Below are 23537 nucleotides of genomic sequence, written 5' to 3' on the forward strand. Positions count from 1 at the left end.
TTTTTATAATAAAAAATAATTAACTAAAAGTTATTTTATCTAATTTCACGTTATTTTTAAAGATTTGTTTTTTGGAAATATTCGATATCCGTGTGTTTTTTTGCCATAAAAAAAGCAAGGCATCCCCTTGCCTTGCAAAATTTCTCTTTGTTTGAGCAAAATCCCCGTCACGTTTCCGGCTTTGCCTGCCGATCCGGATCTTGCGGCGAGATGCCGCTGGGCCTTTTGGTTTTGTTGGGCATGGGCGTCCGGATCAAAACATCCAGCAAAGCTTTTCCGTTAAACGGAATCAACGGCCATAAATAAGGAGTCACCAATACTTCAATCCGTGCCAACCAGACAACCCAGGCGATACAGGCAATGATAAATCCGGCCCAGCCAAAGAGTGCCGCTGCGACCAACAAACCGAAGCGGACCATTTTGTTTGCCATCCCCATCTCATAGCTGGGGGACGCAAACGTTCCGATCACTGCCAATGCCACATACAAAACCACTTCCGGAATGAACCATCCGATTTTGATTCCGATCTCCCCCAATAAGACGCCGGCAATCAATCCCATCGCCGTCGCCAAGGGAGAAGGGGTGTGAATGGAAGCCATCCGCAAAATTTCCACCCCGGTTTCCGCAATGAGAATTTGAACAAACAGCGGAACGTCCGCGGTGTTTTGCACGGCAAGAAATTGAAGAAAAGAAGGAAGATGTTCGGGACGCGTGGAAAGCAAATACCACAGCGGCAGCAAAAAAATTGAAATGCCCATCGCCAGAAACCGGATCAAGCGTAAAAATGCACCGACCACCGGTTGTTGGCGGTACTCCTCTGCATGTTGCAGATGATGAAAAAATGTGGACGGGGTGATCATCACACTGGGGGATGTATCCACATAGATCAGCACATGCCCTTCCATCAGGTGAACCGCCGCCACATCGGGGCGCTCGGTAAAGCGCACCATCGGATAAGGATTCCAATAACGTTTAAACAAATGCTCTTCCAATGTTTTTTCCGCCATGTGCAAACTGTCCGTATCAATCTTTTGAATCGCCTCCCGCAACTCATTCACAACACGGGGATCCGCCAAATCTTCCACATAGGAAAGGCAGACATCGGTTTTTGACCGGCGCCCGACTTGCATGTGTTCCATCCGCAATCCGGGATCCCGTACATGCCGGCGTGTCAAAGCCGTGTTAAAAACCAGCGTTTCGACAAACCCGTCTCTGGCTCCCCTGACCACTCTCTCAATGTCCGGCTCCTCAGGACCGCGTGCCGGATAAGTCCGGGCATCAATGATAATGGCGGACGATTCGCCTTCCATCAACATGGCGGCGGCACCGGACAACACCGAAGTGACAATTTTTTTCACCTGATCGGTCAATTCCGCTTCCACATACGCTATTTCCCTCTTCAACAGCCGTTGCAAAGCATCAGTTTTCAAATCTTCCGCCCTCAAATCGGCGAGACGGTCCATGATGTAATTCATGATTTCGTCCTTCACAAAACCGTCCACAAAATAGAAGGTGCATGCTTTCTTTCCATAAGTCATCGGGCGGCAAATCATATCAAAACTTTGGCCGACTCCCAATATCTCATTGAGCATTTCGGTGTTTCGTTCCAAATCCTTATGAAGCGTTGCATGCTCCCACCACTGGGTTTTGAGCTCACTCATCCGGCATCCACCTTTACATTTGCCTGCATCCTGTCTCCATTATTGCCCGGCTCCGGACAGGTTAGACCCCGGCGGAATCAAAAGATTTTTAGTCCGGACGACTTGATTCCGGATCGAAAACAACCGAAACGGAGGGAAAAGAAATGGTTCAAAACATTGTCTGCACCGGCTTTGTTTATCATCAAGAAAAAACGCTCATTATTCAAAGATCTTTGCAGGAAACTTTTTTGACCGGCTTCTATGAATTGCCCGGCGGCAAGGTTGATTTTGGCGAAGATCCCGTACAAGCTTTAAAACGGGAATTTCGCGAAGAAGTGAATTTACATATTGAAGTGAAAAAACCTTATAAAACATTCTCTTATGTCTCAGCCAACGGGAAACGGCATACAGTGGAAATCGTATATCCGGTTGAGATGCACGATGATCCGTCCCGCATCCGATTAAGTGAAGCTCATTCAGCTTATCAGTGGATCTACGAAAAGGAAGTCGGACATTACCTTCTGAGCGCGGAAACCAAAGATTCCATCTTGCAAGGCTTTCATCTGTCCGGGTGACAGGCGGTTTCGCCAGGCACATCACGCAAGAAGCCCGGACTCGTTACAACATCGTTTATTTCATTAAAGTTCCATGATTTTTAAATGATGGCCACCCCGCAAAAACCGCATGAACTCCTCCATCGTTTAAAAAAGCCATTGATTAAACCTTAAAAATTTATACTCTCGCGAAGAAAATATATAGACAAATATGATATTTCAAAATATGATAGAGGCAAAGAGGTGATCTTTTTGAACGAACTTGATTTAAAAGTTTTGGGAGAAGCTTTGCGAAAAGTCCGTAAAAAGCGGGGGCTCAGACTGGTGGATTTGGAGGATGATCAAATTTCATTTGCCACCATCTCCAGCATTGAGCGCGGCGTTCCCACCGTCAAACCGCAAAACCGGCTTTATTATTGCCAAAAACTCGGATTTGACGTTTCCCAACTCCCTTCCCTGATTCGTCAGGAAAACGGCGAGCGCAACAAAACGGAAAACTTGCTGTTTTTAATTGAAACCTGCATTCGATTGGATTGCGATGCGGCTTTGGAACAGCTCCGCAAATTACAATCCAAAGGAAAAGATTATTATTTAGACAAGATCTATTATTTAAAAGGCCTGTGCTATGTGAAGAAAAATAAATTAAATAAAGCGGAACATTTTTTTCTCCAATCCATCCATGCCATTGAAAAGAAAAATCACGCCTCCGATCCCAATATTAGATCGGCTTGCTTTTATGAACTGGGACAAATTTATTACCGCCGGGATCATTTGGATCAAGCGCTGGATTATAACGAACAAGGACTGAACGCCTTTCAACCGGGAGAAAATCCTTCCGATCTTTATGACTATTTAATGATTGCCAAAGCCACTTATCTGGAAAAACTGTACCGCACCGATGAAGCTTTGCAAATACTGAATGACTTGTGGGCAAGGATCGGACAAATCAACAGCCTGAGAGTCAAACTCCATATGTATGAATTAAAAGCCGCTTTGTTAAATAAAAAGAAAAAATATGATGAAGCCTTAAAATACGCCCGGGAAGGATTACATATCGCGCGTACAAACGGCGCGCATGAACAGGCGGTCGAATTGTTGACCGTATGGGGAAACATCCTGCAAAACGCCAATGACTACCAGACCGCCGAAAATTGTTATCAACTGGCTCTCCGCTTGGAAAACAAGCTGAAAGACAAAAAAGTTTTACTTGTGTCAACCTTGACCCGGCTCGGGAAATTATACAGCAAGATGAACAAAAACCGCGAAGCATACCTCAGCTTGTCCACAGCCGTGGAACGCGGAAAAAAATATAATGATTCCCACCGTTACTGTGAATCGTTGATGGCTTTGGGCGATTATTACTTTGAAAACGGACAATACCCGAAAGCCGTTGATCCTTACGAAGAAGCCTTAAACATCGCCAGTTCCTGCAACTATCCCCGGCTCATGGAAAAGGCCTTGCTCAATTTATCCGAATACTGGAAAAAATTAGGAGAAAAAGAAAAATACATAAAAATGCTGGGTGAATTGCAACAACTCCGGTTACGGGATCTGGAAGTCATGGAAGTGTAAATGCAATTTGCTTCACCGCCGGCATCCCCCTTTCAGGAAGAATGAGTTTCCTTTACCGGGGGATGCTATTTTCATCACCGGATTTTTCATCTGTGGTATAATAGTGCCTGATTTTTTGGATGGAGCTTATTTTTAAGGAGGAAATACTGTGCAATCTCTTCCGCAAGACTTCTTGGAACTGATGAAATCCTTATTGGGCGATGAATATCCGGCATTCCTCAAAACTTATGAATCGGCTCCGGTTCGCAGTTTACGCGTCAACACGTTGAAAACCGGACACCTCTCCTTCCCGGAAAAAGTTCCTTTCCGGCTGGAACCGGTTCCATGGTGCCCGCCGGCTTTTTATTATGACCATGAACGGGACCGTCCGGGAAAACACGTTTACCATGCAGCCGGTTTATACTACATTCAGGATGCCAGCGCGATGGCTCCGGCAGAAGCCCTTTCCGCCAAGCCGGGAGAAAAAATTTTGGACTTGTGCGCCGCTCCGGGAGGAAAAACCACACAGCTGGCCTCGCAAATGCAAGGAAAAGGGGTCCTGGTTGCCAATGAAATTGACGGCAAACGGATCAAAGCCTTGGTGGAAAACCTGGAACGCTGCGGAGTCACCAATGCCATCGTCCTGAATGAAACCCCGGCCCATCTGGCGGCCCGCTTCCCCCAATATTTCGACGGCATTTTGATTGATGCCCCCTGTTCGGGAGAAGGCATGTTCCGGAAAGATCCGGAAACCGCCACCCGCTGGAGCCTGAAAGCGGTTGAGAAATGCGCGGAATTGCAATATGAAATACTCACGGCTGCTGCCCCGATGTTGCGTCCGGGCGGCCGTTTGGTCTATTCGACTTGTACGTTCAACCCGACGGAGAATGAACAAGTCATCGCGGCCTTCCTGAAAAATCATCCCGGCTTTGAAATCAAATCGATCCAAGCGGCTCCCCATTATCAGCCGGCACATCCCGAATGGGCGGGAAACCGGGTTCCCGCATTAAATCAAGCGTGCCGGCTTTGGCCTCATCACTTGAAAGGAGAGGGCCACTTCGTTGTGCTTATGGAAAAAAAAGAAGAACAGGAAACCCGGAAAACCCGGCCCGGCAAATTCCCGCCCGTTCCACAACCGGCCGCAAAAGTGTGGAAGTCCTTCATTCAGGAAACTTACAACCAAACGGACCTTTTGGAAGGGACTTTCACCATGTACGGCGATCATCTTTATCAAGTGCACCCGGATCTCCCCTCGTTAAAAGGATTGCGGGTGGAAAGGCCCGGCAGATACCTTGGGCAGGCCAAACGCAGCCATTTTGTACCTTCCCACGCCTTGGCACTTTCCAGCCTTCCGGAACAGGTGAAACAAACCTGTGATTTTCAGACGGATGATCCCGACCTTCTTCTGTATTTGCAAGGAGAAACTTTGCCGAGCGATCTGGCCAAAGGCTGGACACTGGTCACGGTGGACGGATATCCGATCGGCTGGGGAAAAGTTTCCGGCAATTTGTTGAAAAACCATTATCCCAAATGGCTACGCTGGGATCGCACATTGAAATAAAAAAGACGGGAGAAAAAATCTCCCGTCTTTTTTTATTTTTTATCATAAATCCCCTTTCGGCTCACATAGGTTACGATAGATGAATCATTTTAAAGGGACAGAACCCAGGGAGGGGTTGCCCCCGTGGAAAAAAAGCCGTCCGATACCTGGCCGAAATATCTTCCCTACACCCAGGTGGCCATGGGAATGATTCAGCCTGAATGGTTGTTTATGTCACATTTTTTTGAGGACCGGGAAGAAGAGGAAGAGCAAAAACCGCAACCCCCGGCTGTCAAACCCCGCCACGTCCGGATCAATATCCGTCCCCGCAGACGCTAGCCTTGTGAATCTTTTCTCCACCGGACCGCCGGGAACAGGCGAAAAGGCCTTTTTTCTTTTTGTTGTTTCTCTCCTTTTTTCTTCCATAATTTCTTCTTAATCATCAAGAAGCGGCGCATTTCATTAATAAAATACAGATAAGCGGCATGCGTTTCAAATTCTTCTTTTGTCGTAGGCAAAGGGGAGTTGTGAAAACTTTCCCTGATCTCTTCCAACCGGTTCAAAAACACTTGCGAGGAATTGCCGTAATGAATGGCATCTGCCACATCCTCCAAAAACCCGGCAATCATTTGCCCCTGTTCACTGCTGTAGTTTAAAGTGGAAACGGTCAGCGCAATCCGTTCCAATACTTCAAACTGCCGCTCCCTCATTTCGAAATACTGGTAATAATCAAGGGCTGATTCGTTGAATTGATTTTCAATATCCCGGACAGCCAACTCTTTGGCTTCCTTTAACCATTGCGCCGTCTCCGTGATTTGTTTTCCGTCCCAATACCGCTCAGGTTCACGGAGATAAGCGGCAAATTCCCGCAAGATAATCTTAAAATTCTCTTCAATTTTGCGCCGGTACGCTTTCAGCTCTTTTTCCGCACTGGGAATGTATGCATTGAGCAGAACCGCCATGCCGATTCCGATCACCAATAACAAGATTTCATTGACGATGATCTTTCCATTGACATCTTTCAGCACATAAAGATGCATGATGACCACCGCACTGGATACAATCCCGTCTTTGAGGTTTAAATAAACACTCATCGGAATCAACACGAGCAACAACAAGGTCAACGTCCAAGTATGATAACCAATCCATTCAAAAAAGACGGCTGAAATCCCCAATCCTGCCAGAGAGCCGAAAAAACGTTCCCATGCCGTTTGATAAGATTGCTTCTTTGTCGTTTTGATGCAAATCATTGTAATGATGCCGGCTGCCGTATAATATTGCAGTCCCATCCATTGCGCAATGGAAATGGACAGCGCAATGCCAATCGCCGTTTTAATGGTTCGGTATCCGATTATCATGCACACTCACTCTTTTATTTTTCTGTTCCAGAATCACTATATACCATCATATGACGGCAGTGCCAAAGGTGCAAGCAAAACCTGCAAGCATAAACACACTGAACGGTTTCATTTTGTAATTTCCCAGGAAATTAGTGGTTCATTTCCAAATCTGGTATGATATGAATGTCGGAAATTTTACGGCAAGGAGAAGGTTTCAATGAATTCATCCGTCATCAAAAACATTTCACCCAAAAAAACTTATTATCACTTATTGGCATCCAGTTACCAACGGGCTGAACATCTGCTTTCCCAAACGGGAACGGATCCGGTAAGACAACGGGATACCATGGCTTATCTACATCAATTGCAAAAAGAGATGCAACAGTTTGCGGAAGATTACGAAGAAGCGGTAACCAATCAACCCGGAGGGAAGCCGTGAACCGACAACCCGTTTCAGGAGCTGATGATACGATAAGAATCAGCTCCTTATTTTTTTAATTTCAAATTGTTAAAAATTAAAGAAGGATATATTACTTTTTTGTAGAAAAATATTTATGGATTAAATAAAAAGGAGGGTTGCCACACACATATCTTTTTGTTTTGTTGTTTTGCTGAAAAATCAGATAAGGGGATCTCATCAGAAACAGGAGGGGAAAATATGAAACGTTTCCTGAGTATTGCCACGGCACTGTTATTGGTTGTCCTTCTTGCAGTGCCCGGGACCATGTTTGCCAGCCCTGCCTCCACCGATGACTATGTGCCGGGTGAGTTGATTGTGAAGTTTAAAGACGGCATCTCCGCCCAATCCACCCAATCGATTCACGCTCAATACGGGGCCAAATCGATCGAAAAATCCAAATATTTGGGTTTCGAAGTGGTTAAGTTTGATGGTTCGGTTGAAAAAATGATCGAAAAATACAAAAACAATCCCAATGTGGAATATGTTGAACCCAACCATTACGTTCACATCATGTGGACACCCAATGACCTTTCCAGCCAGCAATGGGGACCGCAAAAAGTCCAAGCCCCCCAAGCTTGGGATGTCACCCGTAGCAGCAGCAGCACGGTGATTGCCATCGTGGACACCGGGGTTCAAACCAATCACCCGGATTTGCAAGGGAAAATCGTCCAAGGGTATGACTTTGTCGATAACGACAGCAATCCCCAAGACGGGAACGGACATGGAACCCACTGTGCCGGAATTGCCGCTGCTGTGACCAACAACGGCAGGGGAATTGCCGGAATGGCTCCCAACGCTTCCATCATGCCGGTCCGTGTGCTGGATAACAGCGGAAGCGGAACCATGGCAGCCGTTGCCAACGGAATCGCTTATGCCGCCCAAAACGGGGCAGACGTCATCAGCTTGAGCTTGGGTGGCACATCCGGAAGCTCGGCCTTGCAAAGCGCTGTCCAACAAGCTTGGAACAGCGGAGCCGTCGTGGTTGCCGCTGCAGGAAACAGCAGCAGCTCCACGCCCAACTATCCGGCTTATTACTCACAAGCCATTGCTGTCGCTTCCACCGATTCCAATGACAGCCTGTCTTACTTCTCCAACTACGGAAGCTGGGTGGATGTAGCCGCTCCGGGCTCCAACATCTACTCCACCTACATCAACAGCAGTTACGCAACGTTGAGCGGAACCTCCATGGCCACGCCACATGTGGCAGGACTTGCCGCTTTGTTGGCCAGCCAAGGCCGCAGTAACTCAGAAATCCGGGCTGCCATTGAAAATACCGCCGATAAAATCAGCGGCACCGGAACTTACTTCCAACACGGAAGAATCAATGCTTACAAAGCCGTCAATTATTGATAAAGAAAGAGGCTTTTCCGTTTAAGGAAAAGCCTCTTTTTCACGCATAAAACATAAAGAAAATAACCCCTGCTATGAAGAAAAGCAAAGAAATGGTTCCCAAGATCCATGGCAAGTGTTTCATCGGTTTCCTCCATATGCAATCTTTACTTCAATTCCACCACCGTCACGCCGGATCCGCCTTCATTATGGTTGCCCAGACGAAAACTTTTCACATGCCGGTGGCTGCGCAAAAACTTTTGCACTCCTTGGCGAAGTGCACCCGTCCCCTTGCCGTGAATGAGATGAATTTCTTTATAGCCCGCCAACAGGGCTTTATCCAAATAATTGTCGATTTCCAGCAATGCCTCTTCCACCAGTTTGCCCCGCAAATCGCATTCGGGTTTCACATGGGCAGACATCCGGTTGACCGTCGGCTTGATTTTCACGTCAGCCGGTTTTGACGAAGAACGTTTTTCCAACTGGTCCTGATGCATTTTCATCTTCAAAAAGCCGACTTGCACTTGATAATATCCGTCGCCCAGATCCTCGGTGATGGTCCCGTTCTGATTTACAGATAAAACGCGGACTTCATCCCCCACGGTCAGTTTCTCGGATTTGCCGGTGTTTTTCTTCGTTTTTTGCGGCAATTCCCAATCCGGCACCGCATTTTTCAGCCGGGCTTTCGCATCACTTAATTCATGCTCTTTTAAATCCCCCGGACGGGCTTTGGCCCACGCACGGAGTTGCTTCAAGACCTCTTCCGCTTCCCGCTCGGCATTGGCGATGATCCTTTGCGCCTCTCGACGTGCTTTTTCCTTGAGCGCCGCTTTTTCTTCCTCGAACTGCTCCCATTTTTCCCGGATATCCGCATACAAAGCTTCGGCTTCTTTCTGCAATGCTTCCGCTTCCTCGTGTTTTTCCCGCGCCAGCTTTTGCTCAGAGGTCAAAGAAGATATCATTTCTTCCAGGCTTTTTTCATCACTGGACAGATGCGCTTTGGCCCGCTCAATGATTTCTTCCGGCAATCCCAAACGGCGGGAAATGTTAAACGCGTTGCTGCGGCCGGGAACCCCGATCAACAAGCGGTAGGTCGGTTTCAATGTCTCCACATCAAATTCCATGCTGGCATTGACGGTTTTCGGGTGATGATGGGCAAACAGTTTTAATTCACTGTAGTGGGTGGTCGCCATGACAAACGACCCTTTTTGAATCACATATTCCAAAATGGAAATAGCCAGCGCCGCCCCTTCCGTCGGATCCGTTCCTGCGCCCAATTCATCGAACAATACGAGGCTTTTCTCATCCACCTGTTTTAAAATGCGGATAATCTTGGTGAGGTGTCCGGAAAAGGTACTCAAATTTTGTTCAATGCTCTGTTCATCCCCGATATCGGCATACACCCCGCCAAACACCGGCATGATGCTGTCTTCTTCAGCGGGAACGGGAATTCCGGATTGTGTCATTAAAGCAAACAAACCGACCGTTTTCAGTGTCACCGTTTTTCCTCCGGTGTTGGGGCCCGTAATAATAATGGCATGGTAATCCTCTCCGATCGAAACTTCGATGGGAACCACATCTTCTCCTCTGATCAAGGGATGGCGGGCTTTTTTCAGGTGCAATACCGACTCGGAAATCTCCGGGCAAATCCCCTTCACCCGATATCCGAACCGGGCACAAGCCATGATGCAATCCAGGCTGGCCAAAACTTCCAGATTCCTTTTTAAGCTCTCCACTTCGGGGGTAATTTTCTCCGTCAGCTTTTTCAATACTTTTTCAACTTCCTGTTTCTCTTGCAACTTGAGCTGACGCAACTGGTTGTTCCATGACACGACCGCTTCCGGTTCGATGAATAATGTCGCCCCCGATGAGGACTGGTCATGGACAATTCCCGGGAACCGGGAACGGTACTCCTGCTTGACGGGGATGACATACCGGTCAAACCGCTGGGTGATGATGGCTTCCTGCATCATCTTTGTATAATGCGGATTGCGCAAAATTTCCTGCAAGGTTTGTTGAATTTGCTTTTTCGCTTCCCCGATGCGGCTCCGGATTTTCCCCAATCCGGGACTGGCTTGGTCTTTGACGATTCCCTGTTCATCGATGCTTTTCAGGATTTCTTCTTCGATCCATTCCAAACTTTCCACCTGCTCGGTCAAACCGCGCAGAATGGGAAGCGGCGCCTCTTCTTCATCCACTTGCCGCAAAAAAGACTTCACCTGGCGTCCGGCCGAAATGGTACCGGCGATGTCCAGACATTCCGATTCAGTCAAGACTCCGCTCTTTTCTGCCCGCCGGACCGCGGCGCGGATATCCCGGACCCCTCCCAGCGGAAGGTCCCCTTTCAACCGGATCAAGTCCATGCCTTCTTGTGTGGCTTGCAGGCGGTGTTTCACCTGATCCCTTTGACCGGAAGGGGTCAACCGGCTGACTTTTTCTTTTCCCAAGACCGTTGCGGCCTCGCTTTTCACCATCTCTTTAACTTGGTCATATTCCAACGATTTCAGCGTCCACTGCTCCACGCCGGACAACTCCTCTTTCTTTTCAAAATCATTCTTTATTATAGCATTTCCCGTGAACGAAAAACATCGGGCCAATCGCGAATCAGCCCGATGGTTGCTCAGTGTGTGAAGATATGTTTGCCGATTTTTTTGATTTGCGGCCGGTTCCAAATCCATTTGGAGGTTGCCCGTTCCGGGTTGAAGTAATACAATGCGCCTCCGGTCGGATCCCAACCGTTTAAAGCATCCCTGACTGCTTTTTTGGCCGTTTCATCCGGTTGCATCCAGATTTGCCCGTCGGCTACCGCTTCAAATGCCAAGGGTTGAAAGATGATCCCGGAGATGGTATCCGGAAATTCCCTGCTTTCCAGCCGGTTCAAGATCACCGCGGCAATGGCAACCTGTCCGATGTAAGATTCGCCCCGTCCTTCCGCATAAACGGCTTGTGCCAACAGTTGAATATCATTTTGCGACAAGCCGTAACTGCTTTTTGGAATGGAAACCTGTTTGCTCTTTTGCGGCTGTTTCCACTTGGTTTCGGGGGCATAATTTTTGGTTGCCTTCCTGAGTTTTTGCATTGTCTTCGGTCCTGCCACGCCATCCACTTTCAGACCGAATTCATATTGGAACAACCGGACAGCGCGATACGTTCTTTCTCCAAAATAGCCATCCCATTTTCCGGTGTAAAAACCGATATGCTTGAGACGTCCTTGCAACTCCCAGACACCGCCGCCCCGGTTCCCCCGCTTGAGCACCGGTCCTTTCTGATTGGTCATTTCCGGCCGCCAATGCTTTGTCGATTGCCAAAGTTTCAATTTCGTCTTCGGCCCGACCACACCGTCAATCTTCAAGCCGAATTCATACTGGAACAACCGGACGGCTAAATAAGTCCGATGGCCGAACACTCCATCCACATCTCCGGTGTAAAACCCCAAAAGTTTTAAACGTCCCTGCAATTCATAAACATCGCCGCCTCTGGCACCTTTTTTGAGAATGGTGTCCCCAAAAGCCGTTGACGCTGAAATCTGTTGTGGTTCCGCCGCAAAAACCGGAGCCAACCATGCACTCAAACAGAGACTGACAATCAAAAAACAAGATGCAAACCATTTCAAAACCACACGATTGACCATACAAGCTCACAACCCTTTTTCTGGTTGATATTTACTGGTTATTATGCCAAGTCCCGTTTAAATTCATGCAGATCGCATCCGCAAAACAAAAAAGCCGGACCGCTTCCGTCCGGCATTCGGCGTAAAAAACCCGGCTGACGGTTCACGTCCGGCCGTTAAATTTTTTTAAGCACGGCTTTCAACCGTTCCAACGGGTATGCATTGATGACATCTTCTTTTTCCAACCAACCCCGGCGGGCGGTGGCAATTCCGTAAATGATCGAATCGTACTCCGCGGTGGAATGCGCATCAGTATTGATCGTAAATGTTAATCCGTATTCTTCTTTTGCTTTCTTTAACAACCGGTCATTTAAATCCAGGCGGTGCGGATTGGCGTTTAACTCCAAAATGGTGCCGGTCTCCCGGGCGGCTTGAAACAACCGGTCCACATCCACAGCATAAGCATCCCTCCGCAATAACAGGCGCCCGGTCGGATGAGCAAGAATATTTACATAAGGATTTTCCATCGCCCGGATGATGCGGCGGGTCATGGTCGCTTCATCCTGCCGGAATTGTGTGTGCACCGATGCAATCACCAGGTCCATCTGTTTCAGCAAATCATCCGGATAATCCAAGGTTCCGTCCGCCAGGATGTCAACTTCCGCCCCTTTTAAAATCTGAATTCCCAGTCCCTCCCGGTTCAGCCGGTCGATTTCCTCCCATTGCTCATACACCTCATCCACGGTCAAACCGCCGGCGACCTTCAAGGACCGGGAATGGTCCGTCACCGCCATGTATTCATACCCTTTGGCTTTGGCAGCCAGTGCCATGTCTTTGATGGAGTGCGCCCCGTCGCTGTAAAGGGTGTGCGCATGTAAATCCCCGCGATAATCCTCCAACCGGATGAGCGCAGGAAGCGAGGACTGATCCGCTTTTTCCATTTCCCCCCGATCTTCGCGCAACTCCGGCGGGATGAAAGGAAGATCCAAGTGGGCAAAAAAATCGGCTTCCTTTTCAAATTTTGCCGTTTGGCCGGTTTCGGCATCATAAATGCCGTACTCGCTCACTTTCCAACCATATTGTTTAGCCCGCTGACGGATGCGGATGTTAAATTCTTTCGAACCGGTGAAATGACTGAGGGCACTGCCAAATTGGCCCGGGGACACCAGGCGCACGTCGACTCCCATCACCAGGCCTTCGGTATCCACGACAATACTGACCTTGGTCTCTCCTTGCCCGACCACTTGTGTCACTTCAGGCAATTGTGCGATCTGTTCCGCCACTTCGGCGGGATGGTTTGTTGCCAGTACAAAATCAATGTCTTTAATCGTTTCCTTAAACCGGCGGATGCTGCCGGCCAACTCCACCTTTTCCACCCCGGGAATGGCTTGCAAACGCTGTCGGATGACGGCAGCCACGGCCATGGCTTCATGCAGCAGAAAACGCTCGGGCCGCTTTTGAAATTGTTCGATGGCTTCCAGAATCTTTTTTTCTTTTTTCGGTCCGAATCCTGCCAGGGTTTGAATTTGTTTTTTCTCCGCCGCTTGTTTCAACCCGTCCAAATTGGTGACTGAAAGTTTGTGATACAACGTATGGACGGATTTCGGCCCCAATCCGGGCAATTTTAGCAACAACGGCAATTCCGGGGGCAATTCGGCTTTTAATTCTTCCAGGTAACGGGAAGTGCCGGTGGCGACAATTTCGCGGATCACTTCCGCCGTTCCTTTGCCGATTCCGGGAAGTTCCGGCAAACGATCCAATGCCTCCGCAATCTGAAAGCGGCTGTTTTCAATCGTGCGCGCCGCCCGGCGGAAGGCGTTTACTTTAAAAACATTTTCCCCTTTGATCTCCATGTAATCGGCCAATGCATGCAAGGTGCCGGCGATTTGTTTATTGTTCAAAGCATTCCCTCCCGTCATGCCTTTTTTCAAAAAAAGCAGCTGTCAGGAACCCCGCCCGACAGCTGTTGCATTCCAAATCTGTTATAATGCCTTTCCTTGAAACAACCGATCCAGTTCCCGGGTCAAATCCGGCGTCCAGCCGGTAATCGCATGAGCCACCTTCGATCCTTCCACCGCTTCCTGCCCGGTGCTCCAAGGGAGAACCGCAAGCACGTTGACCAGAATGAACGTGATCAGCATCACCTTGGCCAGCCCGAGGATGGCCCCTCCCGCTTTATTGATGGAGTGAAGAACGGGAAAGTTAGCCACCTGATTCAAAAGGGAGGCGAAGATGGACAATACCCAGCGTGCACCGATCAACAGGATGAAGAAAGCCATCGCCGAGTAGATCATTTTATCCACCGGCAACAATGCCATCCATCCTTGTTGCGCGGAATCCGGCAGATCCCACAAGTTGCTCAGCACCGGCGCGAGCTCATCCGTAAAATGAAAGGCAATCCAGAGGGACAAAAGGTAACTGACCAACGAAGTCACTTGCATGACCAGCCCCTGCTGGTATCCCTGGATCAATGCACCGGCAAGAAGAAGAAGGACAATCATGTCAAAACCATTCATGCTGTTTTTCACCTCATGGCTCTTCGTCTTCAATCAAGTGCATGATCTCATCATATTCCTGTTTCAGTTTTAAATAATCATCCGCAATATTGACCGCCGACAAGACGGCCAGGCGGGCCACGTCCAAACGCGGGTTGTTGTCGGCGATTTGCCGCATTTTTTCATCGACGTGGCTTGCCACCTGACGCATATGGCTGGGACTTGCTTTTCCCGTCAGCTGATATTGGGTTCCGTAGATTTCCACACTTAATTTATTTCTCACTGCACCGTCCTCCTTCACACTGTGAAGGTTTCCCCGTTGATCCATGCTCATTGTCTGAGCTGTGCACCAAATTGCTCGGTCAGATAATGGACAATTCGCTCATGGATTTGATGAACTTCTTCATCGGTCAATGTCCGGTCCTTCGTCCGAAAAACCAAAGAATATGCCACACTTTTTTTACCTTCCCCAATCTGCTCCCCGGTAAACACATCAAACAGGGTAACAGATTCAAGCAATTCTCCGGCCACTTTCCGGATTCCTGCTTCGATCCGGCCGGCCGGCACATTTTCATCCACCGTCACGGCCAGGTCACGGGTTACGGCCGGATAGCGGGGAATCGGTTCATAAATCACTTCGGGATCCTTTTCAAGAAGTTTTTCCAGATCCAGCTGGAGCACAACCGGTTCACTCAAATCATAACGCTTGGCCAATTTCGGATGCAGTTGCCCCAATACGCCGATCACTTCATCCTCCACCACGCACAGTGCGGTCCTTCCCGGGTGGAATCCGTTCAAATCGGCCGCTTGATACTCCGCATCCCGCACTCCGAACCGTTCCAAGACGCTTTCCAAAATTCCTTTCAGTTCATAGAAATTCTGCGCATCCACTTGCGGGGTTTTCCAGATGGACGCAGCTTTCGGCCCGGCAATGAGCGCGGCCAGTTGCAGCCGTTCTTCCGGCAAATCGGTCAATGTCTCTTCTTGCGTCAAATAAACTTTCCCCACTTCAAACAGTTGAACTCGTTCATTACCGCGGTGGACGTTGTATGCAGCCGTTTTGATCAATTGCGGCAACAATTTCGTCCTCAGCACCGCATGTTCCTTACTCATCGGCATGGCCACACGGATGAGTTGAAGGTCATACAACGAAGCGATTTCCTGCTCGGCCTCTTCCGATGTCAGGCTGTAGGTCACCACTTCGTTCAACCCGAGTTCCCGCAACATATGCCGTGCATCGCGGCGCAGTTTTTGTTCCCTTGTCAGGCCGCCCGGCAATTGCTGACCCCAGGGCAATGTCGTCGGGATCCGGTCATAGCCGTACAATCGGGCCACCTCTTCGACCAAGTCCACTTCCATCATGAGATCGGGGCGCCGCGTCGGAATTTGCACCTGGTAAACATCGTTTTCCAATGCAGCCGGCAATCTCAGCCGACGGAAGATGTCCATCACTTCATCCGGACTGATTTGCACGCCCAGCAAATTGACGAGTCGTTCATGACGCAAAGAAACGGTCACTTCTTCAACATCTCCCGCCTTGTGCACAGACGCATCCGAAGAAACGACCCCTCCGCAAAGTTGGCGCAGCAATTGCACCGCCCGGTAAAGCGCCGGAAGAATTTGTTCCGGATCCACCCCTTTTTCGAAACGGGTGCTCGCTTCCGACCGGAGTCCCAGATTTTTGGAAGTATGGCGGACGGTCAGCGGATTAAAGAACGCAGCCTCCAGCAATACGGTTTTGGTTTCCTTGGTTACTTCCGAAGAAGCTCCCCCCATCACGCCCGCAACCGCCAGCGGCTCTTGTCCGTCCGTCACCAGCAACATTTCGGGGTCACATTCACGCTCCACATCGTCCAATGTCACAATTTTTTCCCCATCGTTGGCGCGACGGACCAGGATTTGGCCGCTTGCAATTTTGTCAAAATCAAAAGCATGCAAAGGCTGCCCCGTCTCCAACATCACATAGTTGGTGATGTCGACAATGTTATTGATCGGCCGGACCCCGGCTGAAATCAAACGGTTTTGCATCCATTGCGGGGAGGGTCCCACTTCCAGATTGCCAACCACTTGAGCGGCATAAAAAGGACAGTCCTCAACAGATTCTACGACAACTTCCACCCCGGTTCCTGCTTCGCCCGGAACTTGTTCGGAGATGACCGGCAGGCGCAATTCCCGGTCAAAGATCGCCGCCACTTCATGGGCCACTCCCCACATTCCCAAACAGTCGGAACGGTTCGGGGTCAACTGCAATTCGATCACTTGGTCATCCATGCTCAAATATTCTTTGATATCCATTCCGACCGGAGCATCCGGTTCCAATACAAAAATCCCTTCGGTTTGCTCCTTCATCAGCACTTTGTCGGGAAATCCAAGCTCTTTGGCCGAGCAAATCATCCCGTGCGATTCCACGCCGCGCAGTTTGGCTTTTTTGATATGGACTCCGCCCGGCAGTTTGGCACCGATCAAAGCGACCGGAACCCGTTGCCCTGCCGCCACATTTTTGGCTCCGCAGACAATTTGCAACAGTTGCCCTTTCCCCACATTCACCGTGCAAATATTCAACCGGTCTGCTTCCGGATGAGGCTCCACCGACAACACTTCACCGACAACCACGCCGCTTACGCCCGGATCCCGGGTGTAAATGACTTCCACCTCAATCCCGGTCCGGTTCAACTCCTCCGCGATATCTTCCGGCGAAATTCCTTCCAGATCAACATATTGAGACAACCATTCATAAGATACTAACATCCTTCCAATTCACCTCTTCAGACGTTCTTAAATTGCCGCAAAAAACGCAAATCGTTGTTGTAGAAATGGCGAATGTCGTCAATGTCATATTTCAACATCGCAATCCTTTCCACACCGATCCCAAACGCAAAGCCGGAATAACGTTCCGGATTGTAGCCGGCTTTTTCCAGCACATAAGGATGAACCATGCCGGCCCCCAAAATTTCAACCCATCCTTTTTCAGGATGATAAATGTCCACTTCGACACTCGGTTCGGTGAACGGGAAGTAGCTGGGGCGCAAACGGATCTCGGTTTCCTCGCCAAACATTTTCTCAATAATGGTCAACAACACACCGTTTAATTCGCTCATGGACACCCCGCTGTCCACCACAAGCCCCTCAATTTGCGTAAACTGGTGCGAATGGGTGGCATCGTCGTCATCCCGCCGGTACACCTTTCCGGGAGCGATAATCCGCACCGGAACTTGGCCTTCTTTTTCCAGAAGGGTGCGAACCTGTACGGCGGATGTATGAGTCCGGAGCAGAATTTCCGGAGTGATGTAAAAAGAGTCCTGCATGTCCCGGGCCGGATGACCTTTCGGCAAGTTCAGCATTTCGAAGTTAAATTGATCGGTTTCCACTTCAGGACCTTCTGCAATTTCAAAGCCCATTCCGACAAAAATGTCTTCCACTTGTTCAATGATCAGTTGCAAAGGATGCAACGTCCCCGGTTCGGGTTTGATACCGGGCAAAGAAACATCAATCACTTCCCGGTTAATTTGTTCCTGAAGAACCGCCTCTTCCAGTTCTTTCTCTTTTCCCGCAATCAACTCTTCCAGATATCCACGGACTTCATTGGCCATGCTTCCGATCACCGGACGCTCTTCGGGAGGAAGATCTTTCATGCCCCGGAGCACACCGGTCAATTCACCCTTTTTTCCGAGATACCTCACTTTCAATTCACGCAATTCATCCAGGCTTTGCGCCTGATGAATGACTGAAGTCGCCTCTTCTTTCAAGACTTCCAATCGCTCACGCATTGTTCGATCTCCTTTCGGTAAAAACTGTCGTCAATGGCATCACATCAGAAGATATAATAGAAAAAGATAAAATAGAAAATTATTCCATAAATAAAAAAGACCTCACGCCCAAAGGGACGAGAGATCCGCGGTACCACCCTTTTTTGAGAAGGACAAATCCTTCTCCGCTTCTTTTAAATAACGGTCATCAACCGGTCCCCCCTACTTCATCATTCAGGGGTCAGCTCCGGAGTGAATTTCAACAGCCGGTTCCTTAGAAATGCTTTCAGTCACGGCATTTCCTCCCTGAAAGGCCGTACTGCCTACTTGTCTCCTTCACAGCCGTTTATGGATATGAAATTTCTGCGGAAAAATTATTTTATATTATAATCGAACTCTCCATTTCCCCGCAAGGAGCCTTGGCGAATTCGTTCATACATGAGTAAAGCGCCGGTGACGGAAACATTCAGTGACTCCGTTCCGCCGGGCATGGGAATGGTCACATGGTCATCCACATATTCCTCCAAGCGGCGGTCCACCCCCCGCCCTTCATTTCCCAACAAGATGGCGACCCGGGATGGTAACGGATAATGAAAATAAGAGCGGGTTGCATGCGGAGAAGTGTTGACAACCGTCACGTTCCGCTCTTTTAACCCGGGAATGACGCAACTTAAATCCTCCTGCCATAACGGCACTTTGAAAATGGCCCCCATCGAAGCCCGGACCACTTTGCCATTGAAAGGATCCACAGTCCCTTTGCCCAAAAAGATCCCGTCCATGCCCGTTGCTTTGGCGGTCCGGATCAACGTGCCCAAGTTCCCCGGATCCTGAATGGAATCCAAAAGCAAAAACGTTTTCCCGCTGTGGTTTTGTTTCCACACTTCATCCAGTGACCAACGGGGGCAACGGATCACCGCCATGATTCCCTGGGGCGTCGTGGTTTCCGCCAGCTGTTGAAACAAGGATGAAGGCAATTCAAACACCGGAACATTTCCGGGAACCTTTTTCAGCCAATCCGCCTTTTTTTCCTTCGCGGCTTCGGAAAAAATCACGGCTTGAAAAACCTGTTCGGCCTGCACCGCCTCTTCAATCAAATGTTCCCCTTCGATCAATAATGCATCTTGCTGCTTTCTTCCTTTTTTGGTTTTCAGTTTTTTCCATTGTTTCCATTGTCGGTTTTCCGAAGATGTAATCCGTTCCGTCTTTTTCATTTGGCATGCTCCTGTAATTTTTGCAAATCTTTGTTGTGTCCGATCACGATCAAAACGTCTCCCTCATGAATCGCATCGGAGGCCGAAGGCGCAATGTTAAAGGTGTTTCCCTTTTTGATGGCCATCACGTTGCAACCGAACCGGGCCCGGATGTCCAGCTCTTGCAACGTCTTTCCGGAAAAAAAGTCCCGGGCGATGATTTCAATGATACTGTAGTCATTGGATAACTCGATATAATCCAGGATATTCGGGGAGATTAAACTGTGCACCATCCGGACGCCCATGTCGCGCTCCGGAAAGACCACCCGGTCGGCTCCGATTTTGTCCAACACCTTCCAGTGCAATTCGTTGATGGCTTTGACCACCACCTGTTTACAGCCGATTTCTTTGAGCAGCAAAGTCGTTAAGATGCTTGACTGAATATCGTTCCCGATGGCCACGATGACCACGTCAAAATTGCGTATCCCCAAAGATTTGAGTGCATTTTCATCGGTGGTGTCCGCCTCGACGGCATGGGTGACGATTTGCGACATCTCTTGGACACGGGAAGCATCTTTATCGATGGCCAAAACTTCGTATCCCATCTCGTGCAAAGTGCGCGCCATCGTCCCTCCGAACCTTCCCAGCCCGATGACAGCAAAGGTTTTGATTTCCAATCGCTTGTCCACCTCTTTCTTCCATAAAAGCTTACGCCGCAACTTTTTCATCCATTGTTGGATAATGTTCCATAATCCGCACAATCTATATTCAAAAAGGAGGATCTTACACATGAATTTTGACATCCGTGGTGCAGTGATTCACAACATTCATAACATGAATGAAGAAGAACTGCAAGAATTGGTTGTTGACTCTATTCAACAACGGGAAGAAAAGTTGCTTCCGGGTTTGGGCGTTTTATTTGAAGTCATCTGGAAAAACAGCACGGAAGAAGAACGCCAGGAAATGATTGAAACCCTGCGTCAATCCCTTTCCAAACAATAATGCCCCAAAATAAAAAAAGCCTGTTCTTTGAAAAAAGAGCAGGCTTCTGCATTGTTCCTCACCAGAAGAAACCGCCGCCGAATCCGCCAAACCCGCCGAATCCGTAGAATCCCCAAAAGCAAACAAAGAGGATGAACAAAATCACCAGGATCGCGATCAAAAACCACTTCGATCCCAAACCGTCATAGTGATCGTAGGGACCACTGGCCAATTTCCGTTTCATAGGCTGTCTCCTTTCATTTGCCTATCTCTCACTACTTTATGTATCAAAAGACAGGAAAGAATGGACAAATCCCTAAAAAAACAGCCTAATTTATTCAAAATGTTTCCGTGCCGCCCACAGGAAACCGATGATGAGCAGAAAAGCCACCAAGGCCAAAAAGGGAATGGTGACGAACCCAAACCAGTTGATATACATTTGCTCACAGGGAACGCCCACCTTGCAAGCAGCAACTTCGGAGAGGGCCGGAACTTTTTGTTTGAGATAATGGAAAAGCGATATGCCCGCCCCCAATACGGTAATCGGCAACACATAAGGAATGATCCCCCGGTCATTCCGGTAGGAGGCAATGCCGAGAAGGATCACCAGCGGATACATCAAAATCCGTTGCACCCAACACAACGTGCAGGGAATAAAACCCAATATTTCACTGAAATAGAGGCTTCCCAATGTCGCGATGAGTGAAACGATCCAAGCAAAATAAATACCGTACGTTCTCACCAGACGCATTCTTCACTTCTCCTTGTTTGCCAGCTCGCTGTCGATCATTTTTTTGAGGGCTTCATAATCCAGTGCATTCTCCACTTTTTTTCCGTTGATGAAAATTGCCGGCACCGAATCAATATTCAATTTTTTTGCTCTGTTGTTGTCTGCCGTCACTTCATTTAAATACGTTTTGTGATCCAAGTCTTCCCGCACTTTTTTGGCATCCACTCCGGGAATGTTTTGTGCAATCAATTGTTCCAAAAAGTCCGGAGTGGCCCATTTCACGGATTCATCTTTCTGGTGGGTGTATATGGCGTCATAAAACTTCCAATAAGCTGCGGGATCTTGTTGGTAAACGGCTTCTCCAGCCATACCCGCCGTGATCGAATCTTCCCCGATAAACTGGTAATTGGTGAAATACATCTGCACTTTGCCGGTATCGATATATTCTTTTTTCAATTTGGGATAAACGGTGTCATGAAACACTTTGCACACCGGGCACTTATAATCGCCAAACTCCATCAGCTTGACAGGGGCATTGTCATTGCCAATCGCCGGCTGTCCGTCGTATTCAACCGGAAGCACCCGGGCTGTCTCTTCGCCGGAATCATTCTTCCCCGCGAAAGAATTGATGATGGCAAAAACACCCAATCCGATAAAAACAACCAAAACCGTCACCATGGTAATGGTGCTCATCTGGGTCTTTTTCTTTTTTTTATGCGCATTGGCCATAAATCAAGTCACCTCCCTCATCGATTTTACAATAAAAAAAAAGAAAGTTCATTCTGTTTTCTTTGGCGGGCAAACTCCCTCTTTCCGGCAGGTTTTGCGGCTTTATTCTTTTTGTCCCCTTGTGTTACAATGCGATGGAAAAGATCAGGACAGAAGGAGAAGCACCATGAAACAGATTGCACGCGCACTCACCATCGCCGGCTCCGACAGCGGCGGTGGCGCCGGAATTCAGGCAGATTTAAAAACATTTCAAGAGCTTTATGTATTTGGAATGAGCTCAATTACGGCCATCACGGCCCAAAACACCCTCGGGGTTCAAAAGGTGGGCGTTGTGGATCCCGATCTGGTTGCCAAACAGATCGACTCCGTTGTCACAGACCTCGGAGTGGATGCAGCCAAAACCGGCATGCTCGCCAATGCGGAAATCATCGAAGTGGTTGCGGCCAAAGTCAAAGAACACCAAATCGGTCCCCTGGTCATCGATCCCGTGATGGTTTCCACCAGCGGACACCAACTGCTCACCGAAGACGCCCGGGTGGCGATGAAGGAAAAATTATTGCCGCTGGCAACCCTTGTCACTCCCAATTTGCATGAAGCAGAAATCCTTGCAGACCAACGGATCACCGGCTGGGAAGACAGGAAACAAGCGGCCCGGAAATTGGTGGATGAAGGGGCCAAAGCAGTGATCATTAAGGGGGGACACGGCAAAGAAGAAGAGGCAATCGATTTGTTGTATGACGGAAAAGATTTTGTCTCCTTTTCATCGCCCCGCTTCAAGACCAAAAACACCCATGGAACAGGTTGCACCTTTTCGGCAGCCATCACCGCTTACTTGGCCAAAGGAGAATCTTTGCACGAAGCGGTTCGTCAAGCCAAGAATTTTATCACTGCTGCAGTCGGAAATCCTTTGATGCTCGGAAAAGGAAACGGCCCGACCAATCACTTTGCATACCGCCGGAAGGAGGAATACCAATGAAATGGTCTGACGACGTTCTGTCAGTTTATTTCATCATGGGCACCCAGGATTGTTCCGGCCGTTCACCGGAAAACATTCTGGAGGAGGCCATTCACGGCGGCATCACTTGCTTTCAGTTCCGGGAAAAACATCCGGATCTTCACATGCACCAAGTCGTGGATTTGGGATTCCGCCTCCGCGCCATTTGCCAAAAACACCAAATCCCTTTTATTGTGAATGACCGTGTCGACCTGGCCCTCATCCTGGAAGCGGACGGAGTGCACATCGGCCAGGAAGACCTGCCCGCTTTCCATGTCAGAAAGTTGATCGGCAAAGAGCGGATCCTCGGGGTTTCCGCCAGAACCGAAACCGAAGCACTGGAAGCTGTACAAAACGGAGCCGATTATATCGGTGTCGGGCCTATGTTTGCCACCAAAAGCAAATCCGATGCCGGACATCCCGTCGGGCCGGAAACGATCACCCGCATCCGCAGCGTCGTCGGGGAAACCTTTCCCATTGTGGGAATCGGCGGCATTAACCGGCAAAATGCGCGGCAGGTCCGGGAAGCAGGAGCCAACGGAGTCGCCGTCATCTCCGCCATTGCACAAAGCCGGTCACCCCGACAGGCCGCGGAAGCCTTGAAAAACAGATGAACCAAATATATTAAAAAAACACAAGATATTATTC

General features: G+C 48.9%; 23 protein-coding genes and 1 other annotated feature. Of the genes, 9 read left to right on the forward strand and 14 right to left on the reverse strand.

What is annotated here, in order from left to right; genetic code table 11:
* Positions 1-167 precede the first annotated feature (167 nt).
* Positions 168-1661 carry a spore germination protein gene (locus H1R82_RS04405; protein WP_181731955.1) on the reverse strand — a complete coding sequence of 498 codons (1494 nt, stop codon included), beginning with the start codon at positions 1659-1661 and terminating at the stop codon, positions 168-170.
* A 143-nt stretch (positions 1662-1804) separates the two neighbouring features.
* Between H1R82_RS04405 and H1R82_RS04410 the strand changes: the two genes are divergently transcribed.
* The 4 genes from H1R82_RS04410 (at position 1805) to H1R82_RS04425 (ending at position 5624) form a co-directional block, all read left to right on the forward strand.
* Complete coding sequence (locus H1R82_RS04410) at positions 1805-2215, forward strand: NUDIX domain-containing protein (protein WP_181731956.1); 411 nt, start codon at positions 1805-1807, stop codon at positions 2213-2215.
* 231 nt (positions 2216-2446) lie between these two features.
* The gene (locus H1R82_RS04415; RefSeq protein WP_181731957.1) at positions 2447-3766 is read left to right on the forward strand and encodes a helix-turn-helix domain-containing protein; all 1320 of its coding nucleotides are present in this window, start codon (positions 2447-2449) and stop codon (positions 3764-3766) included.
* Positions 3767-3914: 148 nt separating this feature from the next.
* The gene (locus H1R82_RS04420; protein ID WP_181731958.1) at positions 3915-5306 is read left to right on the forward strand and encodes an RsmB/NOP family class I SAM-dependent RNA methyltransferase; all 1392 of its coding nucleotides are present in this window, start codon (positions 3915-3917) and stop codon (positions 5304-5306) included.
* 123 nt (positions 5307-5429) lie between these two features.
* Positions 5430-5624 (forward strand): hypothetical protein, encoded by a 195-nt coding sequence (locus H1R82_RS04425; protein WP_181731959.1) that lies wholly within the window; start codon positions 5430-5432, stop codon positions 5622-5624.
* Here the strand turns inward: H1R82_RS04425 and H1R82_RS04430 are convergent.
* Positions 5621-6643, reverse strand: coding sequence for an aromatic acid exporter family protein (locus H1R82_RS04430; protein WP_181731960.1), 1023 nt, complete (start codon positions 6641-6643; stop codon positions 5621-5623). The two genes, H1R82_RS04425 and H1R82_RS04430, sit on opposite strands and share 4 nt — an antisense overlap.
* A gap of 199 nt (positions 6644-6842) precedes the next feature.
* Here H1R82_RS04430 and H1R82_RS04435 point away from each other — a divergent pair, with 199 nt between their 5' ends.
* Both H1R82_RS04435 and H1R82_RS04440 read left to right on the forward strand, forming a co-directional pair.
* On the forward strand, positions 6843-7064 hold the full coding sequence (locus H1R82_RS04435; RefSeq protein ID WP_181731961.1) for a hypothetical protein: 222 nt from the start codon (positions 6843-6845) through the stop codon (positions 7062-7064).
* A 285-nt stretch (positions 7065-7349) separates the two neighbouring features.
* Entirely contained in the window at positions 7350-8435 is a 1086-nt protein-coding gene (locus H1R82_RS04440; RefSeq protein ID WP_232333911.1) for a S8 family serine peptidase, read from the forward strand.
* 146 nt (positions 8436-8581) lie between these two features.
* On the opposite strand, the gene H1R82_RS04445 is transcribed toward H1R82_RS04440, so the two are convergent.
* The 9 genes from H1R82_RS04445 to H1R82_RS04485 form a co-directional block, all read right to left on the reverse strand.
* Entirely contained in the window at positions 8582-10936 is a 2355-nt protein-coding gene (locus H1R82_RS04445) for an endonuclease MutS2 (protein ID WP_309544791.1), read from the reverse strand.
* A 98-nt stretch (positions 10937-11034) separates the two neighbouring features.
* Positions 11035-11940, reverse strand: coding sequence for a spore cortex-lytic enzyme (gene sleB / locus H1R82_RS14905; protein ID WP_415860538.1), 906 nt, complete (start codon positions 11938-11940; stop codon positions 11035-11037).
* 260 nt (positions 11941-12200) lie between these two features.
* A complete protein-coding gene (gene polX / locus H1R82_RS04455; protein ID WP_232333882.1) occupies positions 12201-13925 on the reverse strand; it encodes a DNA polymerase/3'-5' exonuclease PolX in 1725 nt (574 codons plus the stop codon).
* A gap of 81 nt (positions 13926-14006) precedes the next feature.
* Positions 14007-14540, reverse strand: coding sequence for a CvpA family protein (locus H1R82_RS04460; RefSeq protein WP_181731965.1), 534 nt, complete (start codon positions 14538-14540; stop codon positions 14007-14009).
* Positions 14541-14553: 13 nt separating this feature from the next.
* Positions 14554-14847 (reverse strand): cell division protein ZapA, encoded by a 294-nt coding sequence (gene zapA, locus H1R82_RS04465; protein WP_181732020.1) that lies wholly within the window; start codon positions 14845-14847, stop codon positions 14554-14556.
* Between the two features lie 2 nt (positions 14848-14849).
* Positions 14850-17267: a phenylalanine--tRNA ligase subunit beta gene (pheT, locus tag H1R82_RS04470; protein WP_181731966.1), complete on the reverse strand. Its 2418-nt coding sequence runs from the start codon at positions 17265-17267 to the stop codon at positions 14850-14852.
* Positions 17268-17284: 17 nt separating this feature from the next.
* Positions 17285-18286 (reverse strand): phenylalanine--tRNA ligase subunit alpha, encoded by a 1002-nt coding sequence (gene pheS, locus H1R82_RS04475; protein WP_181731967.1) that lies wholly within the window; start codon positions 18284-18286, stop codon positions 17285-17287.
* Between the two features lie 109 nt (positions 18287-18395).
* Positions 18396-18614 (reverse strand) — a binding site (T-box leader).
* A gap of 25 nt (positions 18615-18639) precedes the next feature.
* Positions 18640-19476, reverse strand: a complete 837-nt coding sequence (locus tag H1R82_RS04480) for a TrmH family RNA methyltransferase (protein WP_181731968.1) — start codon at positions 19474-19476, stop codon at positions 18640-18642.
* Positions 19473-20183 carry a potassium channel family protein gene (locus H1R82_RS04485; protein ID WP_181732021.1) on the reverse strand — a complete coding sequence of 237 codons (711 nt, stop codon included), beginning with the start codon at positions 20181-20183 and terminating at the stop codon, positions 19473-19475. The genes H1R82_RS04480 and H1R82_RS04485 overlap by 4 nt, the downstream gene beginning before the upstream one ends.
* 61 nt (positions 20184-20244) lie before the next feature.
* On the opposite strand from H1R82_RS04485, the gene sspI reads away from it, so the two are divergent.
* On the forward strand, positions 20245-20457 hold the full coding sequence (sspI, locus tag H1R82_RS04490) for a small acid-soluble spore protein SspI (protein WP_181731969.1): 213 nt from the start codon (positions 20245-20247) through the stop codon (positions 20455-20457).
* 58 nt (positions 20458-20515) lie between these two features.
* Here the strand turns inward: sspI and H1R82_RS04495 are convergent, their stop codons facing one another.
* The 3 genes from H1R82_RS04495 to H1R82_RS04505 form a co-directional block, all read right to left on the reverse strand.
* Entirely contained in the window at positions 20516-20680 is a 165-nt protein-coding gene (locus H1R82_RS04495; protein WP_181731970.1) for a sporulation protein YjcZ, read from the reverse strand.
* A gap of 90 nt (positions 20681-20770) precedes the next feature.
* Positions 20771-21187, reverse strand: a complete 417-nt coding sequence (locus tag H1R82_RS04500; protein ID WP_181731971.1) for a disulfide oxidoreductase — start codon at positions 21185-21187, stop codon at positions 20771-20773.
* A 3-nt stretch (positions 21188-21190) separates the two neighbouring features.
* The gene (locus tag H1R82_RS04505; RefSeq protein WP_181731972.1) at positions 21191-21895 is read right to left on the reverse strand and encodes a DsbA family protein; all 705 of its coding nucleotides are present in this window, start codon (positions 21893-21895) and stop codon (positions 21191-21193) included.
* 166 nt (positions 21896-22061) lie between these two features.
* Between H1R82_RS04505 and thiD the strand changes: the two genes are divergently transcribed.
* Positions 22062-22871 (forward strand): bifunctional hydroxymethylpyrimidine kinase/phosphomethylpyrimidine kinase, encoded by an 810-nt coding sequence (thiD, locus tag H1R82_RS04510; protein ID WP_181731973.1) that lies wholly within the window; start codon positions 22062-22064, stop codon positions 22869-22871.
* Positions 22868-23503: a thiamine phosphate synthase gene (gene thiE, locus H1R82_RS04515; protein ID WP_181731974.1), complete on the forward strand. Its 636-nt coding sequence runs from the start codon at positions 22868-22870 to the stop codon at positions 23501-23503. Before thiD ends, thiE begins: the two co-directional genes overlap by 4 nt.
* Positions 23504-23537 lie beyond the last annotated feature (34 nt).

Source organism: Thermoactinomyces intermedius (assembly GCF_013912365.1).
GTDB classification, from domain to species: domain Bacteria; phylum Bacillota; class Bacilli; order Thermoactinomycetales; family Thermoactinomycetaceae; genus Thermoactinomyces; species Thermoactinomyces intermedius.